Annotated in this window: 21 protein-coding genes and 1 other RNA gene; 4 read left to right on the top strand and 18 right to left on the bottom strand. The window is 42.1% G+C overall.

Translation table 11 applies throughout. The features are described 5' to 3' along the window. Positions 1-243: 243 nt before the first annotated feature. The 6 genes from ACYSNU_RS09550 to ACYSNU_RS09575 form a co-directional block, all read right to left on the bottom strand. Positions 244-2,457, bottom strand: a complete 2,214-nt coding sequence (locus tag ACYSNU_RS09550; RefSeq protein ID WP_265456241.1) for a RelA/SpoT family protein — start codon at positions 2,455-2,457, stop codon at positions 244-246. A 265-nt stretch (positions 2,458-2,722) separates the two neighbouring features. Continuing rightward, positions 2,723-3,391, bottom strand: coding sequence for a hypothetical protein (locus ACYSNU_RS09555; protein WP_461736995.1), 669 nt, complete (start codon positions 3,389-3,391; stop codon positions 2,723-2,725). 2 nt (positions 3,392-3,393) lie between these two features. Then, positions 3,394-4,143: a 16S rRNA (uracil(1498)-N(3))-methyltransferase gene (locus tag ACYSNU_RS09560; RefSeq protein ID WP_461736996.1), complete on the bottom strand. Its 750-nt coding sequence runs from the start codon at positions 4,141-4,143 to the stop codon at positions 3,394-3,396. 3 nt (positions 4,144-4,146) lie between these two features. Next, on the bottom strand, positions 4,147-5,091 hold the full coding sequence (gene prmA / locus ACYSNU_RS09565; protein ID WP_461736997.1) for a 50S ribosomal protein L11 methyltransferase: 945 nt from the start codon (positions 5,089-5,091) through the stop codon (positions 4,147-4,149). Between the two features lie 20 nt (positions 5,092-5,111). After that, complete coding sequence (locus tag ACYSNU_RS09570) at positions 5,112-5,585, bottom strand: DUF3013 family protein (RefSeq protein WP_461736998.1); 474 nt, start codon at positions 5,583-5,585, stop codon at positions 5,112-5,114. Further along, the gene (locus ACYSNU_RS09575; protein ID WP_461736999.1) at positions 5,582-6,211 is read right to left on the bottom strand and encodes a DNA-3-methyladenine glycosylase; all 630 of its coding nucleotides are present in this window, start codon (positions 6,209-6,211) and stop codon (positions 5,582-5,584) included. The genes ACYSNU_RS09570 and ACYSNU_RS09575 overlap by 4 nt, the downstream gene beginning before the upstream one ends. 148 nt (positions 6,212-6,359) lie before the next feature. Here ACYSNU_RS09575 and ACYSNU_RS09580 point away from each other — a divergent pair, with 148 nt between their 5' ends. The 4 genes from ACYSNU_RS09580 to ACYSNU_RS09595 all read left to right on the top strand — a co-directional run bounded on the left by ACYSNU_RS09580 (position 6,360) and on the right by ACYSNU_RS09595 (position 8,918). Continuing rightward, positions 6,360-7,643 (top strand): replication-associated recombination protein A, encoded by a 1,284-nt coding sequence (locus ACYSNU_RS09580; protein ID WP_461737000.1) that lies wholly within the window; start codon positions 6,360-6,362, stop codon positions 7,641-7,643. A 76-nt stretch (positions 7,644-7,719) separates the two neighbouring features. Then, positions 7,720-7,913, top strand: a non-coding RNA gene (ssrS, locus tag ACYSNU_RS09585) — 6S RNA. A 71-nt stretch (positions 7,914-7,984) separates the two neighbouring features. Next, positions 7,985-8,266 (top strand): hypothetical protein, encoded by a 282-nt coding sequence (locus tag ACYSNU_RS09590; RefSeq protein ID WP_461737001.1) that lies wholly within the window; start codon positions 7,985-7,987, stop codon positions 8,264-8,266. A 178-nt stretch (positions 8,267-8,444) separates the two neighbouring features. Next, positions 8,445-8,918 carry a universal stress protein gene (locus tag ACYSNU_RS09595; protein WP_461737002.1) on the top strand — a complete coding sequence of 158 codons (474 nt, stop codon included), beginning with the start codon at positions 8,445-8,447 and terminating at the stop codon, positions 8,916-8,918. A gap of 104 nt (positions 8,919-9,022) precedes the next feature. Here ACYSNU_RS09595 and add read toward each other — a convergent pair whose 3' ends face one another. From add to ACYSNU_RS09655, 12 genes are all read right to left on the bottom strand, one after another. Next, on the bottom strand, positions 9,023-10,021 hold the full coding sequence (add, locus tag ACYSNU_RS09600; RefSeq protein WP_461737003.1) for an adenosine deaminase: 999 nt from the start codon (positions 10,019-10,021) through the stop codon (positions 9,023-9,025). 144 nt (positions 10,022-10,165) lie between these two features. Beyond that, positions 10,166-11,350 carry an acetate/propionate family kinase gene (locus ACYSNU_RS09605; RefSeq protein ID WP_461737004.1) on the bottom strand — a complete coding sequence of 395 codons (1,185 nt, stop codon included), beginning with the start codon at positions 11,348-11,350 and terminating at the stop codon, positions 10,166-10,168. A gap of 19 nt (positions 11,351-11,369) precedes the next feature. Beyond that, on the bottom strand, positions 11,370-12,368 hold the full coding sequence (locus tag ACYSNU_RS09610) for a class I SAM-dependent methyltransferase (protein ID WP_461737005.1): 999 nt from the start codon (positions 12,366-12,368) through the stop codon (positions 11,370-11,372). 156 nt (positions 12,369-12,524) lie between these two features. Then, a complete protein-coding gene (gene comGG, locus ACYSNU_RS09615) occupies positions 12,525-12,872 on the bottom strand; it encodes a competence type IV pilus minor pilin ComGG (RefSeq protein WP_461737006.1) in 348 nt (115 codons plus the stop codon). After that, positions 12,841-13,320 (bottom strand): competence type IV pilus minor pilin ComGF, encoded by a 480-nt coding sequence (gene comGF / locus ACYSNU_RS09620; RefSeq protein ID WP_461737007.1) that lies wholly within the window; start codon positions 13,318-13,320, stop codon positions 12,841-12,843. Before comGF ends, comGG begins: the two co-directional genes overlap by 32 nt. After that, positions 13,286-13,597 (bottom strand): hypothetical protein, encoded by a 312-nt coding sequence (locus ACYSNU_RS09625; RefSeq protein WP_461737008.1) that lies wholly within the window; start codon positions 13,595-13,597, stop codon positions 13,286-13,288. The genes comGF and ACYSNU_RS09625 overlap by 35 nt, the downstream gene beginning before the upstream one ends. Continuing rightward, positions 13,578-14,036 (bottom strand): competence type IV pilus minor pilin ComGD, encoded by a 459-nt coding sequence (gene comGD / locus ACYSNU_RS09630; RefSeq protein ID WP_461737009.1) that lies wholly within the window; start codon positions 14,034-14,036, stop codon positions 13,578-13,580. Before comGD ends, ACYSNU_RS09625 begins: the two co-directional genes overlap by 20 nt. Beyond that, the gene (comGC, locus tag ACYSNU_RS09635; RefSeq protein ID WP_461737010.1) at positions 14,023-14,325 is read right to left on the bottom strand and encodes a competence type IV pilus major pilin ComGC; all 303 of its coding nucleotides are present in this window, start codon (positions 14,323-14,325) and stop codon (positions 14,023-14,025) included. Before comGC ends, comGD begins: the two co-directional genes overlap by 14 nt. Then, positions 14,322-15,335, bottom strand: a complete 1,014-nt coding sequence (gene comGB / locus ACYSNU_RS09640; protein ID WP_461737011.1) for a competence type IV pilus assembly protein ComGB — start codon at positions 15,333-15,335, stop codon at positions 14,322-14,324. The genes comGC and comGB overlap by 4 nt, the downstream gene beginning before the upstream one ends. Further along, positions 15,332-16,297: a competence type IV pilus ATPase ComGA gene (gene comGA / locus ACYSNU_RS09645; RefSeq protein ID WP_461737012.1), complete on the bottom strand. Its 966-nt coding sequence runs from the start codon at positions 16,295-16,297 to the stop codon at positions 15,332-15,334. The genes comGB and comGA overlap by 4 nt, the downstream gene beginning before the upstream one ends. 45 nt (positions 16,298-16,342) lie before the next feature. Further along, positions 16,343-16,987, bottom strand: a complete 645-nt coding sequence (trmB, locus tag ACYSNU_RS09650) for a tRNA (guanosine(46)-N7)-methyltransferase TrmB (protein ID WP_461737013.1) — start codon at positions 16,985-16,987, stop codon at positions 16,343-16,345. Between the two features lie 252 nt (positions 16,988-17,239). Further along, positions 17,240-18,037: a phosphotransferase family protein gene (locus ACYSNU_RS09655; RefSeq protein WP_461737014.1), complete on the bottom strand. Its 798-nt coding sequence runs from the start codon at positions 18,035-18,037 to the stop codon at positions 17,240-17,242. Positions 18,038-18,107: the final 70 nt, after the last annotated feature.

The following is an 18,107-nucleotide window of genomic DNA, read 5'->3' on the forward strand; positions in this document are numbered from 1 at the left end:
TGCTTTTTTATTTTTTCCTAATAAAAAAACTGCGACATAAGTTAAAACAGGAGGAAATCTGCAAACCCTCAGCTTTAAAGGCTGATTACTATCAGGCATTTGTGGTTGCGTCCCCGCTGAAAGACAGGGGCTCAACCACATTAATCATTAAGACTCAAGTAGTCCTAAATAGCTATAATAAGGTTTGCAAATTTCGACTGTTAAATTCTTATGCCTCAGCTCTGTTGTGCTGACCTACTGACTTTAGCCGTTCGTCCGGCGCACGCTGTACACATCTGGTACGGTTTTAATTTTATCGACAATGGATTTCAGATGACTCAGATTTTGAATGGCAATCGTCAAATGGATAATCGCCATCTTATCTTTAGTCGGCTTCGCTTCGACGCTGACTAATTTTTTCGTCATTGAGCTGACGGTTTGTAAGACATCGTTTAACAGACCATCCCGGTTGTAGCCGTAAATTTCCAAATCAGCATCGTAATCTTTAGTAAGATTACTAGTATCTTCCCACTCGACTTCAATTAGTCGTTCAACAAAATCGTCCTTGCTTTTCACATTGGAACAATCCGCTCGGTGAATCGAAATGCCGCGACCTTTGGTGATATAGCCGACAATTTCATCGCCGGGAACGGGATTACAGCAGCGGCTGATGCGAATCAAGAGATTTTCCACCCCTTGAATGACAATCCCGCCTTCGTGACGAACCTTCATTTTTTCCGGTTCTTTTTTGGTTGGCTGATTGATTAACTCTTCAACCTCTTGCCGTTGTTTTTCTTTTTCCTTTTCCCGCCGCTCTTTTTCCGTCAAGCGATTGGTCAAGGTCATGGCACTGACTTCACCATAGCCGACAGCGGCATATAAATCATCTTCACTTTGGAAATTAAAGCGTTCCAAGGCTTCTGACATTTTGGCCTTCGAGAGAAAATCTTTTGGCTGAAAGCCTAAATCATTCAGGCAACGATAGACTGCATCGTGGCCTTTGGTAATATTTTCTTCCCTGTCTTGGGTTTTAAAGAAACGTTTAATCTTATTTTTGGCCTTGCTAGTGGCCACCATTTTCATCCAGTCACGGCTAGGACCAAAGGAATTCGGTGAAGTTAAAATTTCAATGATGTCGCCATTTTTTAATTTATAATCCAGCTGCACCATTTTGCCATTAACCTTGGCACCGGTTGTTTTATTACCGACATCCGTATGAATGCTGTAGGCAAAATCCAGCGGCCCCGAGCCTTTCGGCAGCTCGGTAACATCGCCTTTTGGTGTAAAGACATAGACCTTATCGCTGAAGATGTCTCCTTTAACCCCCTCCATAAAGTCAGAGGCGTCATAGCTTTCATCCTGCAGCTCAATTAATTCATGGAACCAGCTCAATTGCTTAGACATATTATCCGGCTCAACTTGGTCAGTCTTACCTTCTTTGTAAGCCCAGTGAGCAGCAACCCCGAATTCGGCAATTTCGTGCATTTCCTGCGTCCGAATTTGAATTTCAATCGGATTGCCTTTAGGACCGATAACTGTCGTGTGTAGGGATTGATACATATTGGCTTTCGGCATCGCAATATAATCTTTAAAGCGGCCGGGCATCGGCGTCCATTGAGTATGAATCGCTCCTAAGACGGCGTAACAGCTCTTAATCGAATCGACAATCACCCGAATAGCTAATAGATCATAAATTTCATCAAATTGTTTCTTCTGGTCCTTCATCTTGCGGTAAATCGAATAAATATGTTTGGGACGGCCGTAAATCTGGCCGTAAATTTCCAATTCCTCTGTCGCTTTGCGGATTTCTTCCACGGTATCAGCAACATAGGCTTCCCGCTCTTCCCGTTTCGATTGCATCAAATTAACAATTCGATAATACTGCTTAGGATTTAAATAGCGTAAGGCGGTATCCTCTAATTCCCATTTGATGGTGCTAATCCCCAAACGATGAGCTAAAGGCGCGTAAATTTCTAAAGTTTCTTGGGCAATGCGCCGCTGTTTATCTTCCCGCAAATGTTTCAAAGTCCGCATATTATGCAGACGGTCAGCTAGTTTTACCATGATAACCCGCAAATCTTGGGCCATTGCCATCAGCATTTTCCGGTGATTTTCCGCCAGCTGCTCTTCGTGGGATTTGTATTTTATTTTACCGAGTTTAGTCACGCCATCGACTAGCATAGCCACATCGGCGCCGAATTCTTCGGTCAAATCCTCTAAAGTAACCTCGGTGTCCTCCACCACGTCATGTAAAAATCCCGTGGCTACGGTATGAGGATCCATATGTAATTCCGCCAATAAGCCGGCGACTTGAATCGGATGAATAATATAGGGCTCACCTGATTTGCGAATCTGACCTTCATGGGCCTTGGTCGCATAATCACACGCCTTTTGAATAAAGGCCACATGCTCATCAGACATATAGCTGGCTACTAATTTAACAACGCCAGGCCCCGTCATAATTTCTTCTTTTGGCATCGTGATTCCCCCTTGATAAAATTAAAAGTGGGGCTGTGACATAAGCATCTACTGAACCAATATTTCCGAACAATTTTCTCTTAAACTACAAGAGAAAAAAACTTTTATCGCAACAGCTCTTAAAACCACCGCAGTAAAATAATTAAAGTTCGGAATTTTGGTAAATGACCTATGTCACAGCCTCACTTCACTAGCAAACATTATACAAACTTTCTGTCTTTTTTTCAAGAATCCCCGGCTAAAGCAGAGGATTCATGATAACTTCTTAATCTAACTCTTCTTCAAAGGTAATCGCTTCTTGTAAATCAATTTTGTCAAAGTGATTGACACCGATATGATTGACACCATTATGGAGCATCATTTTAATTTGCCCGGTAGTCGGATTTTCCAAATTAACCTGCAGATGCAGGGCTGCATTGGCGCTTAAATTCCAAATATTGGCATCCAGATTCGCCTCTTCAGTCTCCAAGCCTTTCCCCAATGAAAAATGATATTGATGGTGTTCTCTGATAAATTCCATCAGTGTAATTTTTTCCTCGACCTGATATTGCTGACTGTCAATTTGAAATAAAATATCCCCCCAGCCAGCCGCCAAGTCTGTCAGTTCCTTCAGATACTCAGAAACCCGATTAAATGGGTTTAATAGGCCAGTTGGATTTAAGCTGACTTCGACAAAGTCAGCCCCTTTTTGAAAGCTATCGGCAATTTCAAAGGAAACTTTGGCATCGGTCCCTTGCGCTAACGGATAATCAACGACCGCACCAACAGCAATCCCCGAGCCAGTTAAAAGCTGCGCCGCTCGATTAACCTGCCAAGGCAACACCAAAATTTTTTTCAAAGGGGTTCGCTCCAAATACAGCAGTCTTTCCACCAGCTGCTGATCAGTTTGGACAGCATCCAATAAACGCACCGTGATAAAATCAGCTAAATCCATCTTTACTCCCCTTTCAATTCAAAATAAAAGCTGGCAGCGCTCAGTAGATAAAGCGGCGCTGTTTCCGTCCGTAATATCCGCGGGCCTAAGCCGCAAAGAATTCCGCCGGCCGCGGTAAATTTTTCAATTTCCGCGGGTGCCAAGCCGCCTTCTGGTCCAAAGATGGCCAGCACCTTTTGGCCAGCCACAGCTTGTTGAAAAGCCTGAACTAAATGACTTTGCTCCCCCATTTTGGCGCTTTCTTCATAGGCGACTAGAATCAAATCATAGTCAGCTAAACGCTTAAAAATGTCCTCCGCTTTTGAAAACAGATGAATTTCAGGGACGATTTGCCGCTGTGCTTGTTCTGCTGCTTCTTGGGCGATTTTAGTCAGCCGCTGCTGCTTTTTAACGATTTTTTTTTCGTCCCATTTGACCACTGAAGCTTTCGCTGGAAAGCCGATAAACTGCGCTGCCCCCAACTCCGTGCCCTTTTGGACAATCCATTCCAGCTTATCGCCTTTTGGGTAGCCGCTGGCAATCGTAATGTCAATTGGCAGTTCTTTAGCCTGTTCTTCTTTATATAATTCTTTTGCCAGCACTTGATTTTCAGTTATCTCGACAATTTCGGCTACCACACTGATACCGTCACTGAAGACCACAAAAATTTTCTCTGGTGACTTCATCCGCATCACGTGGACAATATGATGATAGGCCTCACCGGTTAAATTTACGGTTGGCTGATAGGTTGCTTCTACAAAATAACGCTGCATACTCTAATCCTCAGTCTTTTTAATAATCATAGCGTACCAATCTTTTTGCTGGAAGACTTGATCGACGACAAAGCCCACCTCTGCTAAAGCAGCAAAAATCAACGCTTTTTTATCTTCAATGATGCCAGAAATAATCAAGGTACCGCTAGGCTTCAATAAACGAAAAGCATCCGGCAGCATCAAGACGATAATGTCCGCCAAAATATTGGCTACAATCACATCTGCTGAAATTTCAACATCCTTTAATAAATCATTGGCAGATACTTTGACATCGACAGCGATTGGATTCATGTCCATATTTTCTTGAGCCGCTCGAACTGCCACCTCATCCAAATCATAGGCGTAAACTTTTTCTGCCCCTAGATATTTACTAGCAATACTTAAAACCCCTGAGCCAGTGCCAACATCTAACACCGTTTCGCCGCCTCTTAAAACCGTTTCTAACGCTTCTAGAGTCAGACGAGTTGTCGGATGCGTCCCTGTGCCAAAGGCCATGCCGGGATCCAAGGTAATAATTTTTTCCTCTGGATGACTGGCTTGATATTGCTCCCAGCTGGGAACAATCGTCAAATAGCGGCTAATGCGGACTGGATGATAATACTTTTTCCAAGCAGTCGCCCAATCGCTTTCGGCCACCTCATTGACGGAAAGTACATTTTTTCCGATTGTCAAACCAAATTCCGGTAATTTTTCGATGCTATCTTTAATAAACGGCAGAATTTCCGGTAAAAAGGTTGTCTCAGGAAAATAGGCCATTACTAGCGCCCCCTCCGTCAAATCCGTGAAATTTTCCCGTTCAACAATTTCGCCGTAGGGATCTCCTTGATAAAAATCGGCATCGAGAGCATCTTCAATCGCTACTCCGCTGGCACCGGCCTCCATCATAATATTAGAAATTGCCTCCACCGCTTCACTAGCGGTTTCAACTTTGACTTCATTCCACTTCATAATTTTGCTCCTCGCAGTTTTTAATAACTTGGATACGGCAGGAAGGTCGCCAATTCTTTGGCATATTTTTCAACTTCCTCAGAAAAAGCCTGTTCATTCCAGTGCAGCTCAAAGACCTCTGCTTCACCAGCTAAAAAGTCGAGCAGTTCGCCTTGCCCCTCATCTAAAATAATTTGCAGATAATCCACTAAGCCGTTTAAAAAGGCAATACTCAAGCCTTTTTTACCTTCGTAGGGAAAAGCTTTCAGATAATCCTCTGCTTGATAGCGGCTTTTCTCAGGGTTAAATAATAAAATGCCATCTTCAAATTCAATGACCTCTTCTTCTGAAACGACTCCGTCGGCATCATCAATTGCCTGGCCCTCAGTATTTTCAGCATACAAGCGGAAAAAAATCTCAATCGTGTGATTTTTAGTATCCCAATCTAAAGCGACTTCGTAATCGCTAATAGTTTCCAACCGTTCATCTAAATAATGTAAAAAATCTTTTTTCATGTTTCTTTCCTCCAGCCAAAATCTTCAGCGACTTCGCTTTTCTTTTGTTTCGTAATATAAGGATTGCCTTTGACCACATAACGCAAGGGCAGCTCGGTCCAAATCCCTTTATTGGGTATCCCAATCCGGGGTAAAGAAATAATCTCTTTAGGAATTTTTTGCTTTTCAGCATCTAAGTACAGGGAACTAGTAAATAAATTTTTACCGTATAATTCCTTTTGAATGCCTAGCGCCTGCACTAATTTTCCCGGACCATTAGTTAAATCCGGACCATTGACACCGTGGCGCTTTTCAATCATCAGCGGTAGTCCGACCACTGGCTGCAGCCCCCGAATCATCACCCCTTGGGGAATTCCCTCCGCTTGAGTAATGATATTTAAAATTAAATGGGTGTGCATCGTATATAAATAGATGCTTCCGGCGGCTTGATACATCGCCTGGACTCTTGGCGTTTGCCGCATACCAAAGCTGTGGGCCGCTTGGTCGTCTGGCCCTAAATAGGCCTCCACGTCGACTAAATAGCCCGCTAAAATTCCTTCGGGCGTTTCGTGTACCAGATATTGACCCAATAATTTTTGGGCAACTTCCTCTGTGCTTCCTTGAAAAAAATCTGCTGTTATCCTCATCTGTCTCACCCTTTCTATCATACACAAAAGCAGCCAGGGTTGCCATTTATTCCGCTGATTCTTTTTGCGTTAATTTCAATGGAGCATTCATGAACAAAAAGCTTGGGCGTGCTATACTGGTTTTAGCAACACGTCAGGAGGAATACTTATGCAACAGCCCCTTGCCTATCGCATGCGGCCCCGCAATTTAGATGAAGTGGTTGGTCAGCAGCACTTAGTTGGACCCGGGAAAATTATTCGCCGCATGGTGGAGGCCGAAATGCTTTCTTCGATGATTTTATACGGTCCCCCCGGCACTGGAAAAACTAGTATCGCCAGTGCGATTGCCGGCTCGACACAATATGCCTTTCGCATTTTAAATGCTGCAACAGATACCAAAAAAGATTTGCAGATTGTCGCTGAAGAAGCCCGCATGAGCGGCACCGTCATTTTATTATTGGATGAAGTTCATCGCTTAGATAAAACCAAACAAGATTTTTTGTTGCCCCATCTAGAGAGTGGCCGCATTATTTTAATCGGCGCCACTACAGAAAATCCTTATATTACAATTAATCCCGCGATTCGCAGCCGGACGCAGATTTTTGAAGTCAAACCGCTTCAAGAAGACGATATTCAAAAAGCAATCGGCCTTGCCTTGGCAGATAAAGAACGTGGTCTGGGGGAGTATCCAGTTGAGCTGGATGAAAATGCCCTGCTCCATCTCTCAAGAGGCACCAATGGCGATTTGCGCAGTTCATTAAATGCTCTGGAACTGGCGACCCGTTCGACACCGAAATCTAAGGATGGCATGATTCATTTGACCTTAGAAATTATTGAAGAATGCCTGCAAAGAAAAGCTTTAACCCACGATAAAGATGGCGATGCCCAATATGATGTGATTTCCGCCTTTCAAAAATCCATTCGCGGTAGCGATGTCGATGCCGCTTTGCATTATCTAGGCCGGCTGGTAGAAGCCGGCGATCTGCCGATTATCTGTCGTCGCTTGATGGTAATTGGCTACGAAGACATCGGTCTCGCCAATCCTGCCGCTGCGGCCCGCACCGTCAACGCCGTCTTAGCGGCCGAACGACTGGGCCTGCCGGAAGCCCGCATTCCACTTGCGGATACCGTAGTTGATTTATGCTTGTCACCAAAATCAAACTCAGCCTATGTGGCTTTAGACGCTGCCATCGGTGACATTCGAGAAAATGGTGCCGGCGATGTCCCCGATCATTTAAGGGACAGTCATTACAAAGGCGCTAAAAATTTAGGGCGGGGCATTGATTACCAATATCCCCACAATTTTGAAAATGCGTGGGTCGATCAAGAATATTTACCAGAACAATTCAGACAGGCACAGTACTACCAACCAAAGAGCACCGGAAAATATGAACAAGCGCTAGGTCAACAATACCAGCGTATTCAAAATTGGAAAAAGACTGGCAAAAAATAATGATAAAGCGCTTCAAAAAATCTAAACAGTTTGATTGCACTTTTAATTTTCCTATGCTAATATATATCCATAGATAGGAAATCTGTGATGTTCGAATTATCCTTTTTGTGTGTTGACCGAACATTTTTATTGATATTTCGGGATCCTTCTTGTGTCGAAGTTGGTAACATGCCTTCTCTTTTGGTAGTTCGAGACCTAGACCGTGGAACCCACCTGCTTAGATTGCGGGATCAATACTACAGGATGAACAACGGCATCGACGGATCTAACCTAAGAATAAAGCAATTTGCTTCGGCAAGTTGCTTTTTCTATTTCTCAAAAAAATTTAGCGAGGCTCTTTCATGATTCTGATTTTATTAAGCATAGTTGCCGCATTTCTATTATTGATGGCATTCTTTTTAATCAAAAAAAACCGCAGCTTTTTAGCGCTGATTGGCGATTCCAGTGCCAGTTTGGCTTTTCTCAAACAAAGCGGTCTGATTTTTATTATTTTAGCGGCCGGCAGTCTAGCTATTGGGTTTTTAAACAGTAAATTTTGGGCAATCCTTTACTTAGCTGTGATAATTTTTTATTCTGGCATTTTTAGTTTAAGTCTCTCAAAAAAAATCAAAGACAAGCCGTAAATTTTAATGCCCTTTCAATTGTCGGAAAAGCCAATTTGGTCTAAAATAGAAGTGTCAGGAGAGTTATTTTTAGAGCTTGCCCAGCTGTCTAGCTTTTCTAATTTTCTAGTCAATAGTAATCCGGCAAACTTTTTCAAGAACTCAACCGCAGAAAATAAAAATGAAGAGGAGTGATTCCATGTTACAGCAATATAGTAAAATTATGGTGGCCATCGACGGATCGTCAGAAGCCGAACTAGCCTTCAAGAAGGCTGTTAACGTAGCGAAACGAAATCAGGCCAAATTATTATTGGCCCATGTCATTGATACCCGTTCCTTCCAAACTGTTTCATCTTTTGACGGATTATTGGCGGAGCAAGCCACTGAAATGGCTAAACAAACCCTACAGGATTACAAAAATGAAGCCAATAAAAATGGTATCACTGAGGTTGAAACGGTAATCGAATACGGTTCGCCAAAACCGATTATTGCCAAGCAAATTCCAGAAGACCATGCTGTCGATTTGATTATGCTAGGGGCTACCGGCTTAAACGCCGTGGAACGGCTATTCATCGGCTCTGTCTCTGAATATGTTATCCGCACGGCATCCTGCGATGTTTTAATTGTCCGCACTGATTTGGCCAATAAACTACCTGAAGACACAGAAAAATAATTTTTAAAAATAAAGAACTAGCTAAAATCGACGTTGGATAGGTTTTAGCTAGTTCTTTTATTCTGGAGTTTTAATCTAAAAAATTTAATTGCTGCAATTAAAAATTATATCTGATAGCCCTGGGTAATTTTTTCAGCCAATTCTTTTTTCACAGCTTCAGCGGCAAAGCTGTGGGTCAAGGCCTGCAGGTTCAATTGCTGCATCTCAGCCTGCGTTAAAGCGAAATGCTCGACTAAAAATTGATATTCCTGCGTCAAATTGGTCTGGGAGACACCACGATTGTCGGTGTTGATGGAGCAAAGCAGACCACTGTCAAAAAATTGCCGAAAAGGATAGTCGGCAATACTGGCAACCGCTTTGGTCTGCAAATTACTGGTGGGACATAGCTCGATTAAAACCTGTTGTTCCCGGCAAAAATCCTGAGCTGCTACATCATCTTTAATTGCCACCCCATGACCAATTCTTTTAGCACCTAATTGAATACTCTCCACCACGTTGCGGGGACAACCGCATTCACCGGCATGCAAGGTAATCTGCAAATTATGCTGTTTAGCAAAGGTTAAAAATTCACCAAATTCCACCGGCGGATAATTGGCCTCATCACCAGCGAAATCAACCCCGACGACTTTTTCTTTAGCACTGTCTGCCGCCGCTTGAAACACCGCTTGATTGACCGCTGTTTCATGATGACGCATGCCACAAATTAATAAATTGACGTGGATATCAAACAGCGCCTCCCCCTGTTTTACTCCAGCAGCGACTGCTGTAATAACCTCGGCTAGCGATAATCCTTTTTCCCGATGCAATTCCGGTGCAAAACGAATTTCTAGATAGCAAATATTTTCACTAGCGGCTTGCTCAATGACATCGATTGTTGCTAAGGTTAGATTTTCGGCCGTCTGCAAAAGAGGCAAAACAACATCAAAGCAACGAAGATAGTCGGCTAAGCTCTCGCAGTTTTCCGGTACCACAGCTTCTTTTACGAGGGCTTGCGGCAGGCCCGCTTGCTCAGCAAATTTTTGCAGCAGCTTTTGACTTAAGGACCCATCTAAATGACAATGCAGCTCAACTTTTGGTAATTGTTGCAAAATTTCTTTTTCCACAGCCAGCCTCCTGATAAATGTTTTCTAAATTTTTATCATAATTTCTAAGTAGAGGCAACAATTTTGACTGATTTTTAATTAATGACAAACAAAAAGCTGAAGCCGCTCATTACGAGCCAGCTTCAGCTTTAAAATTTCTGATGATTATTTTCTTAAACGTTCAACATCACGGGCAATCATTAATTCTTCGTCTGTTGGAATCAAGAGCACTTTCACTTTTGATTCAGGCGTTGAAATAACTAATTCTTCGCCGCGTTTAGCATTTTGTTCAGGGTCGATTTCAGCACCAAACCAGCTCATGCCATTGATTACTTTTGCACGAACGTGGGCATCATTTTCACCGATACCGGCAGTGAAGACAATCGCATCAACACCGTTCATGGTTGTCACATAGCCACCGATATATTTACGGATACGGTCAGTGAAAACATCATAAGCCACTTGCACTTCTTCTTTATCAATGTTTGCTTCTAGATCACGCATGTCACTAGACAAGCCTGTCAAACCAAGTAAACCTGATTTTTTATTTAAGACATCGACCATTTCATTGATGTCGATATTTAATTTGCCCATCAAGTAAGGTAAAATCGCTGGATCTAAATCACCAGAACGAGTTCCCATCGTTACACCAGCTAATGGTGTGAAGCCCATTGATGTGTCAACAGATTTCCCGCCATCGACAGCCGTAATAGAAGCACCATTACCAAGGTGAGCTGTGATAATCTTTAATTCTTCGATTGGTTTACCTAACATGTCTGCTGCCCGCTCTGAAACATAGCGATGACTAGTTCCGTGGAAACCATATTTACGGACTTTAAAGTCGTTATAATATTCCATTGGTAAGCTGTAAAGGTAATTGTGTTTTGGCATAGTTGCATGGAAAGCCGTATCAAACACTGCCACTGAAATAATTTCTGGCAAAATTTTCTTGAAGGCTTGAATTCCCATTAAGTTAGCAGGATTGTGCAACGGTGCAAATTCAGATAATTCTTGAATGTTTTTAATGACTTCATCATCAATCACAACAGAATCGCTGTACATTTCGCCCCCGTGAACCACGCGATGGCCAACTCCGGTAATTTCATCGTAGGCCCCTAAAATGTTTAATTCGATTAATTTGTCCAATAACATTTTGACTGCGACTTCATGATCGTTGATATCAGTGATTTCTTCGTACTTTTCACCTTCACCGTATTTGATAGTAAAGATTGAATCGTTTAAACCAATTCTTTCAACAATTCCTTTTGCGACGACTTCTTCAGTTGGCATTTGGTATAATTGCCATTTCAAACTTGAACTTCCAGCGTTAATTGCGATTGTTTTAGACATTGTACTCTCCTTATGTTGTTTATAAATTTAAAGACTCCCAGTCTTTGAATTTCTCAATAAATTCGGTCATGCTTTCAGCATTTTTTAGTGAACCAAGATTCGCCAGTAAAACTTCTGCTTGTTTAGCATCTGCTCCCCGTTTTTGCAAAATAACAATACTCTTACGGGAACTAGCACTGGTAAATAAGTCTGCCGGCAACTGAATCATGCCCTGCAGATAGACCTCGTGTGCCAACCAATTTTTCAGCTGTGGTCCTTGTTCTGTTTCTAAAAAGTTGGTCGGTAATAAAAACAGGCCAAAGCCAGCTTCTCTGACATATTTCATGCTTTGCTCCAACAAGAGGTGATGGGCAAAGGTATGACCTTCTTTAACGCCGACAGTAAATTCCTGCGCCTTTTGATCGTTAGGATAATAGCCGATTGGCAAATCGCCAAAAACAGCATCGACGGGATCAACTAGTAAATCCTGCAGTGCATCTTGATGGAAATAAGCGACAGATTTTTTTAAAAAATCTGTATTGGCAGCGGCTACACTTAAGAGCGTTTCATCAATATCGACACCAAAAGCCGTAATCTTTTTGCCTGCTGTTTCAAGATTTGACACCACGGTTAATAAAAGATTGCCTAAACCAGAGGCGATATCCAACAGTCGCAGATTTTCTTGGGGCAAGAGCTGCTGTACTAAAAAGACAAATAAAAAGCCAATGCTGTCCGGCGTCAGTTGATGATTCGCCTGAAGCGGTTCTTTTTGCAAGCCTTTTAATAAAACCAGTTGGAAAACTTGCCGCCATTCCTCAACACTTAAATCCAGTTTCTTAAGATTTGCATAAGCTGTCTCTAAAATAGCCACGACTTCCGGTGAAGGCTGGTTATCAATCACCCGAACTTGAAAATTATCGTTAAAATTTTCAACCGTTTCGCTATAGGCTTCGAGAAAACTGAGCTCCAGATTTTCCGCCAAAGCGCTAACTGCCGCCTCCATTTGATTAAAAGCCGTTTCAATTTTTTCAAGTTCCAAAATGACGACCTCATTTCTTGATTATAACACCTTGTTTACCTGTACAATTTTAGACAAAATTTGTGAAATAATCAATCCTTTTGTTAAAAAGGTTTTTTGTGAATTTCCGCACAAAAAAAGAAGCGAATAGTTCCTGCAACTCACTTCGCTTCTGTATTAATTTTTGATAAAATCTGTATCTCTTAAAGCCTCTTTAAAATCATAGCGATATTTTTTTACTCGAACCGTTAATTCCAATTGTTGCCCCTCTTTAAACTGGACTGTCCCACAATTATAGACCACGGGATTTTCAGAAAAATCCACTCCTGCATAATATTCATACAAAAAAAGTTCTTTCATGGTTCTCGCTGTATAAAAACTACGGATATTTTGAAAATCTGCTACTGTGGTCTGATAATCGGCAGTTAACCACAGCAAGTAACTGCAAAAAAGAAATGCCAGCAACATCGTGCTTAAAAAGACACCGCCGTGATTAACTGACTTGCTGATATTTTTTAAGTACATAACTGCCTTGGCTCTCTTTGCCATCTTGAAACAACACCTTAAATTCGATTTCCCCTTCTAATACCGTCATTGTCAACTGCTTGACGCTTGTCAGCAGTGGTTGTGTGCCTTGGTTTTTCTTTGTTTTGTCAATCCGCTCATTTCGGTAAGAAATAGTGAAGCTGGGGTCTTTGTCATATTTCCCCGGTAAAGGATCTGAAAAAGATAGCTGATGATTGCTTACAGTCAGAGTCTGCAAAGGAGCGGCCTCTTGCTCCAGCTGAAATAAAAAAGTATAAAACTCCTGTTGATGATTGGTGGGAAACTGTTGAGATACCCCTTGACTCACACCAACTAGCAGTGAAAATAGCCAGCAAATACCGCTGATAATCAGTAAAGCAATCAGACACTCCAACAAGGTAAAGCCTTTAGAATTAAAATTTTCGAAAAATTTCAATTTTTTGGCCATAGCCCTCCACCTCAGCTCTAATTTGGTTTCCTTGTTTAGCAATCTGATAGACAACTTGCTCTTTTTCTAAGGCTGTTGGCACCTGTTCTAAGCGGCAATTCCGAGCAGTTTCGCTATCTAAAACTTGATAGAGCTCGACCAATTGGTTAATTGTCTGCGTTTTTTCAAATAGAAAAACGACTTGCGGCAAAAGAGTAAAGATAATCACCCCCACCACCAGTAAACTAATGAGGGCCTCAAACAGGATATAGCCTTGATTAGCTGATTTTTTTAACATATTTGCCGCTCCCTAGTTGGAATTGATAGGTTATCACTGTCGACCGTCCGGAAAGCTGAAAGGAGAATTTCAACATATCGGTATTATTGCCGGTCGCCTCCTTAAACAGCATGCCTTTTGTTGAGACACCGGCCTTTGGTATAACACTGTCTGGAATCGTCAGCACCTTTTGGACCTCTAAAGAGCCCTTGTCCATATTTTTATGCCAAAAATAAAATTCTGTCTGGGCCACGTCTTCTGTAATCTTGGTTGGACTATTTTGGGTAATTGCCGCCTGCTGAGTGGCGGTTATCAACCGTTCAAAACGCTGGAAAAAAATCTTCTCTTCGACATTTCGCTGCCATTTAGCCAAACTCAAACTGGGCAAGAGAACAAAAGCCGTGACAACGATTAGTGCAAGCAGACTTTCAATCAAGGTAAACCCTTTATTTATCGCCACCTTTTGTGATCACCTCTTGATATTTATCCCATTGCTTTTGTGTTAGATAATCCGGCACCATCTCTTGCTCATCGGGAGTCACCCCGTCATTATTCAGCTTGTACAATTCAATTTGCGTCTTGACCACTTCAACAATTGCTTCATCGCCACGACTTGTTATGTCTTTACTATGATTACTTAAATTCGGTGCAAAAAGCAGAATCAACACGCCAATGACAAACATCACAATGAGCATTTCTATTAGCGTAAACCCCTGATTCAACTGACTAATTTTTCTCACTTGGTTCACAACATTCCACCTCCCAAATTGCCATAAATTGGCAGTAATAATGCAGCGTAGAAAATAATGATTAGGACAGCAACAAATAAATATATGAAGGGTTGAAGCCAGACAAAGAGTTTTTCAACGTCTTGGAAAAACTTTTGCCACAGCCACTCGCTATAGACGATTAATTCAGCCCCTAGATTGCCCTTGAGGCTGCCCCGTTGCAAAATGCTGCTGAGTTCAGCTGTAAAAAAGGGCAGAGTTTGAAGCGGCCGCAAATAGCCTTGACCTTTTTTCATCTGCTTTTCCAAGAAGGCAGCTAAATCCTGCATCAGATTTTTTTCTTCCGCACTTTTCATGCAATCGATAATCTGGCGCATTTCTAGTCCATCACGAAAAAGCTTGCCCCATTCCAATGCAAAAAAACTGGTAATATACAGGCGATAATACTTATTAATAAAGGGCAATCTAGCCATAAATTTTGCTCTTGTTATGGCTGACTTATTTTGAAAATAACGACGGACTCCCAAAAAGATAATCAAACTCACTAGCAGCAGACCCAACAATCCAAGGGGGAAATAATTCAAAAAAAGAATGGCAAAATCTTCACTAGCAACCAGACCGCTATCCTTCAATTGAGGCAAAATCACTTGTCGAAAGGCAAGCAGAATAAGCAGTAAAAAACTTAATAAAATACTAGGATAGGTTAATGTTTTTCGCAGCTTTTGCTGTTGTTGTTCTAGCATAGTCAGCTGGTTGGCGATATTTTTAAAGGTGCTGGCCAAGGTGCCCGATTTATTGGCGAGGCGAATTTGCAGGACGATTTCCTCTGAAAAACCATTTTGCCGGAAGATTTCATGAATCGCAGTTCCCCGCCGCAGTCGCTTTTGAAACGCTTGAATAAAACTCTTTTCAAAAAAGGCCCCCTTTTTCATAAAAGCGAGGGCTTCATTGATGGAAAAGCCCTGAGCTAACAAATCCGCCAGCAGCGCCACAAATTTTTGTCTTTGCCGCTTATGGGACTTTGCTTTCATTTTCCCCACTCCTTATGATAATCAGCAAGTGCTTTTTCAAAGGGATAATCTAGCGTTATTTGCTGCTGTTTGTAAAATTGATAGCCGCATACGACTGTCGGCTCTCCTTTTTGAAGGTACATTTCTTGGTAGCTGATTCCCTGCAGACACTCCTTTAGGTCAAAGGGATTTCCACTCAGCTCATTCATTCTGGTTGAAATATTGGTCAGGCTACGGGCATGAAGCGTGGCAAAGACAAAGTGGCCCGTAAGCGCAGCCCGAATAGCTGCTTGAGCTGTTATTTGATTGCGGATTTCCCCGATAATCAGTAAGTCAGGATGATGGCGCAGAGATAATTCAATTAAAGCATCATAATCTTGATTGATTTTTTGATTGATTTGCAGTTGTAAAAAGCGAGGCTCCTCAATTTCTACTGGGTCTTCAATGGTAATCACCTGACCGCTAAAGTGACTAGCGATTTCATACATCAAGGTCGTTTTGCCGCTGCCAACCGGACCGCAAAAAAGATATAAACCTCTCTCACAGACAGCCTGCTTCAATATCTGGGGCAGTTCTTTTTGGGCATACCGGCTAACTTGATGCCCTCTGCGGAAAAGCAATCGGATTGCCAAACTTTCTCGTTGCCGATAATCTCCCATTGACGTTAAACGCAGGCGTTGGCGGAAACCCTCCAGCTGATAAGTGAAACTACCTAATTGGCCCCGCCGCTCTTCGCCGACATCCATTTCCCCCAAATATTTAAAACGACTAATCAGTTTACTACCGTCAGAAAAGGCAACCTTTTTAAACAACGAGCTTTGATTGGCTTTCCGGTATATTATTTTGTAGCGATTTTCCTCGGGATAAAAACTAATATCCTGCCACCCCTGCGCTTGGGCTAAGCGAATCAGTTCGCCGGAAAATTTGGCGACATCCATCTTCTTCACCTCAATAAAACATACGCTGGAAAGATTTTTTGCCACGAAAAAAACCTGCTGTTAAGAAAATTTCTCAACAGCAGGTCCTTATTATTTTTCAGGAAAATGAGCTTCCACGCGATATATCCGCTGACCGCGACTTGAAAATTTTTCTTCATACTCGGTCATAATGTTGTCAGCAAAATCACTTTGATGCAAATCCAACCAGACTTGATCGATAATCATGCCAAATTGAGAAAAACTGGCGAGGGAATATTCAAAGAGCCCTTGATTATCGGTTTTAAAATGAATTGACCCGCCGGATTTTAAAATTTCTTGATCCACGGCTAGAAAGGTCTTAAAGGTCAGGCGGCGTTTTTCATGGCGTTTTTTGGGCCAAGGATCTGAGAAGTTTAAATAAATCTGATCCACTTCTCCGTCAGCAAAATACTCCGTCAAAGCGGAGCCATCAACATGCAGCAGCTGCAAATTCGGCAAGGGTTCTGCTAAAAGTTTATCCAAAGCAATCGAAACAACACTAACCTGCATTTCAATGCCAATATAATTGATTTCTGGATGCGCCTGGGCCATTCCATAAATAAATTGGCCTTTACCGGTACCAATCTCAATCTGGATTGGCTGATCATTGCCAAAGCGTTCATGCCAGCGGCCCTTCCATTCTGTTGGATTAGCTGGCACAAATTCCGGGGCGTTGGCCACCATTTCAGTAGCGCCCGTCCGATGTCTTACTCTCATTTGTTTCCTCCATAAAAATCTCTTTTAAATAGTTTTCAAATTCTCAAAATTTGCTGTCAAGCAAGCTTTTTTTAGTATGAGTTGCAAGTAAAATTTGTTTACGAGCAAATTTTTGCAACAAAAAAGCTGTGACGCTGAAAGTACCTGCCAACTCTAAACATCCGATTGACCTCAAGACAATCGTAGGCTCAGGTAGTTGGCCGCTTCAGCCATTTAATCACAGCTAACTCTAGCAGGCTTATTTCAAAATGTTTAGCGGTTAAGCTCGCAATCACCGCTAAAAAATCGTTTCAATTGTAAAATGACTTCTCGAGATCGCTGTTCTTGTCCCTGTAATACAAGGCGCTTTATTTCATTCATTGCGCTGAGGGAAGCGTACCAGTGAATTTTCTCTAAATTTTCATCATTAGCTTGTAAGCCATAGGTTAACAGCCACTGGGTCCATTTAGTAAAGGGCACATATTGTCCTAAAATGGTGCCGATATCTAGTGCAGCATCGGAAAACATTACAGAATCCCAATCCACCAAATATAAATAATTACGGCAGACAAGCCAGTTGCGGTGATTAACATCACCGTGAACAACCGTAATATCCTTGCGGCGAAACGCCGGAATATTTTGCTCTAAGTAGCTTTTAACCTGCTTTAAAAAAGGATTGGCATAAAAAACCGCTGGTAATTCTTCTTCAAATTCCCAGAGCAATTCTTGGGAACTTTTGACTTGACCACCGATTTTTTTTAGCATCGACTTTAATGATTTTGATTGGTGCAAATGATACAGTACATCAATCACATCATTGCGGGAGCCAATTTCTTCAGCTGAAAGCATGTGGCCATCCAGCCATTCCTGCGCAGTCAAAACATCCCCCGAGCCGGTCCGCTTAGTCCAAACTAATTTCGGAGTGATGCCTTCTTTGGACAAGGCAGCTAACATCGGCGTGGTGTTACGCTTAATGAATATTCGATTTTCTTGATTGATACCCACATACGTTTCACCGGTTGCCCCTTTAATCGGCAACATCGACCAACCAGGCTCTAGCTGAAATTCCATGCCTCTACCCCTACTTCGTTCAACATTTTTAAACCAAAAAATTCCCGACAAACAGTTTTTGTCGCGTACC

The organism is Enterococcus sp. LJL120 (assembly GCF_054871765.1).